Below are 3,471 nucleotides of genomic sequence, written 5' to 3' on the forward strand. Positions count from 1 at the left end.
GCCCCGCCACCCCCGGCCGCCGACCGCAGCGAGTCCAGCGCGGCCGCGGCCGCCGCACGTGCTCCCGGCCCGGAGCCGGCGGCCTGCGACACCCCGTCGCACACAACCGCGACCATCGCCGGGCCGGATGCGTCGGACCAGCGGTCGGCCGGCAGAAGGGCGGCGGCCATCGCGTCCTCATTGGAACGGTGCACCAACCCGCGGTCGCTGACCCCGGCGACCGGGCCCAGGTCGAGTTCGGTCCGGTCGCATGGATTGGATGCCGCTTGCCCGCGCTGCAGGCCGCACGTCACGCAGTAGCCGTCAACGTCGAGGCCGACCGCGCCGCACTCGCCGCACGGCTCCAGCTCCGGCCCCAGCTCCGGTTCCGGGTTTGTTTCTGTCCGCGGCGGTGTCGAGTGCGGCGGTGGTGCTGACGGGGAGCCGTCGTGGAGGGCCGCGCCACAGGCCTCGCAGAAACGGTCGGCTGGCAGCGCCTCGGCACCACAGGCCGGACAGGCCGGCTGGACGGCGCAGTGGGCGGTCATGCGAGGGTCCCGATCACACCAGGGTCCAGGGTCGGATGCGGTTGGCCGCCTGCACCAGACGGTGCCGTTCGGACTCGGTGCTGGCCAGCCGGGCCGCTTGGCGGTGCACCTGCTCCAGGCCGAGACGCAGCTCAGGGGCACGCAGGGGATACCCGGCGATCGTGATGTCGTCCCCGGGCGCGAGCGGGCCGGGACTGAGCAGCTCGAGGGCGGTGGTGAGCAGATCGCGGGTCAGCTCCACCCGGCGGATCCCGTCGAGGCCCAGGGTGTCCAGTATCCGGGCGGCCTCGGCGATGTCCGCGCGCGACGGAGTGCCGGCGGTGGTCGTCCCGAGCAGGCGGGCGAGTGCCATCCGGGAGTCCACGAAGGCGGCGGACGCGGGGGTCACCCGCCGGTAGGCCTCACTCGCCCCGGCCCGGTCGCCGGCTGCCGCCCGGACCCGGGCCAGGCCGAACGCGGCACTGGTGAGCAGATCGTCGGTGCTCGACACCACGTTGTACAGCCGTTCGGCCAGGTTCAGGTCGCCGTCCGTCTCGGCTGCGTACGCCAGCGCCAGCTTCGGGGCCAGCTCGCCGGGAGCCTGGGCGTACACCCGGTCGAAGAAGCCACGGGCACCGGCGGCGTCCCCCTGGGCGAGGCTGATCATTCCCCGGTGGTAGGCGGTGCGCCACTCCCACGGGTAGTCGGCCTCGAGCGCAGCCAGCAGCGTATGGGCCCGGTCGAACCGTCCGGCCTCCACCTGGGCGCGGACGAGTCGCAGTCGTACCTCGACCCCGCCGATTCCGAGAGCGATCAGCAACCGCTCGAGTTCGTCCGCGTTGACGGCGGGCATCCGGGCGAGCGCGACGGCGGCCGGGTCGGAGTCGTCGACGAGCAGTGCCGGGAGCACCGCCCAGGGCGGTCCGGCAGGAGCGCCGTCGGCGCCGCGGCCGGTCGGATGGTTGTCGCCGGTGAAGCGCCGGCTGGTGGGCCGGGTCGGCTTGCCGTTGACGTCCGCGCCGACCTCCCGCAGCACCCCCTCCAGCTCGTCGTGCATCTGCTCGGCGGAGCCGAACCGGCCGTCCGGGTTCGTGGCGGTCGCCTTGAGCAGGAAGCGGTACAGCGAGTCATAGCGGGTGAGCGCCGGATGGTCGGCGGCGGGCGGGAGGCTGTACTCGTACTGCGTGGTGTTGCCACGGAAGTCCAGCAGCAGCGCGGCCAGTGTGCGGCCCACCGTGTACAGGTCGGAGGCGACGGTCGGCCCGGTTTTGGCCACCTCGGGCGCCTGGTAGCCCCGGGTGCCGTAGACGGCACCGCCGATCATGTCCAGACGGCGGACGGCGCCGAGGTCGATCAGCTTCATCCCGTCCCGGCTGAGCATGATGTTGTCCGGCTTGAAGTCGCAGAAGACCCGGCCGTCACGGTGCAGATAGGTGAACGCCGGCAGGATGGCCAGAATGTAGGAGATCGCCTGGTGCGCCGGCAGCGGGTCGCTGCGCCCGGCCGCGGCCCGGCGGTTCTTCAGCACGTCGCGCAGGGACATTCCGCTGACGTATTCCATGACGATATAACCCGTGTCGTCGTGCTCGACAAAGGTATGGATCTTGACGATGTCCGGGTGATTGGCCCTGGCGAGGTGGCGTAGTTCGGCGAGGGCCGCGGCCTGGGCATCTGGATCACCCCTGTCGAGCAGACCCTTGAGCACCACCCAGAAGTCGTCGGCCACCTTCAGGTCCCGAGCCAGGTAGATCCAGCCCTGACCGCCGTGTGCCATCGTGCCGGCGATTTCGTACTGGCCAAGCCGGTCACCCGGTTGCAGCGCCGGGACGAACGAGAACGGCGTCTGGCACTCGCCGCAGAAACCGCGCGTGCGACCCGGCTTGCCACCGCGGGCCCGTCCGACCGGATGGCCCTGCGGGCAGAACCGCCGGTGCTCCGGCACGTTCGGCGAGGTGAGGATCCGTGCCCTCGGATCGAGAACGGGTGGCTCCGGCAACGCGACGATGCCGCCGCCGAGCCCATGCTTGGACGGCGTCGACTGCGGCGACCACCCGCCCGCGCTCGCGGTGCTTCCCGTCCCCGCACCCTGTGTGTTCGCGCCTGGTGGGCTGGAGTCGGCCGGCTTCGCGTCTGCTGGATCCCGGGCGGCCGGGGGTGCGATGGCGATGCCCGTCTCGGTGCAGTAACCCTCCTCGACGACGCCTGGGCAGTTCGGCTCTGGACAGGCGATCACCGTCATCAGGTATGCCCCCGTTCCTGGTCCTGGTGCCCGGCGTGGTGTGGATCGCGGTTGAGCGCGCCTGCGTAGGCCGTGACTTTGTGCCGGGCGACTGTCAGGTCCGTCGGCGCGGTGTAGAGAAGGTCATGGGCGCCGGCATACAGCTGTTCGAGTTCCGGATCCTCGGCCAGACCGGTGGCCGCGGCCTTCTGTCGCAGCGCGCGTAGCAGTCCGCGCAGTTCGTCGCGCCGCCGCAGCGGGGCCGCGTTCCCTTCGGCGATGTGCCGGGCCTGTGCCAGGGTCTGCTCGGCGGTGGTGGTCCAGGCGGCGAGCCCGTGCACCGCGGCGAGGCGACGTGGCGCGGTCGCGAGGCCGTGTAACCGGTGCAACCAGGGGCGCAGACCACGGTCGGGGTCGTCCAGCCAGCCCGTTGGCAGGCACGAGAGCTCCTCGGCGGCGACGCGGATCCTCACCGCGGTCTGCCGGGCGGCGCCTTCGCCTTCGGCGGCGATGGCCAGGATCAGGTCCAGCAGGGCATCGGCGTTGCGCAACCCCTCGTCGAGGGCGTCATAGGCGCTGACCAGCTGGTTGACGGTCACCGCCGCGCGGTCGAGGGCGGCCCGGGCCTGGGCTGCCGCCTGCGCCGGGAGGCCGAGCGGATCGCTGGCCCGGACCGCCGTCAACGGTGCCAGCGCCGCGGCAGCCGCGGTGAGCTCGGCCGGCGGCGCGCTGCCGATCCGGGTCGTC

General features: G+C 72.5%; 2 protein-coding genes and 1 pseudogene. All 3 read right to left on the reverse strand.

Annotated features, from left to right (window positions below; translation table 11 throughout):
• On the reverse strand, positions 1–527 hold a 527-nt coding region (locus tag ND747_RS15895; RefSeq protein WP_374216243.1), incomplete at its 3' end, for a zinc ribbon domain-containing protein.
• 13 nt (positions 528–540) lie between these two features.
• On the reverse strand, positions 541–2,745 hold the full coding sequence (locus ND747_RS15900) for a serine/threonine-protein kinase (protein ID WP_251734399.1): 2,205 nt from the start codon (positions 2,743–2,745) through the stop codon (positions 541–543).
• Positions 2,745–3,471 (reverse strand): annotated as a pseudogene (locus tag ND747_RS15905) (hypothetical protein); the annotation flags it as partial. The gene ND747_RS15900 and the pseudogene ND747_RS15905, both read right to left, overlap by 1 nt.

It is taken from the genome of Frankia sp. R82, assembly GCF_023716925.1.
Taxonomy (GTDB): domain Bacteria; phylum Actinomycetota; class Actinomycetes; order Frankiales; family Frankiaceae; genus Frankia.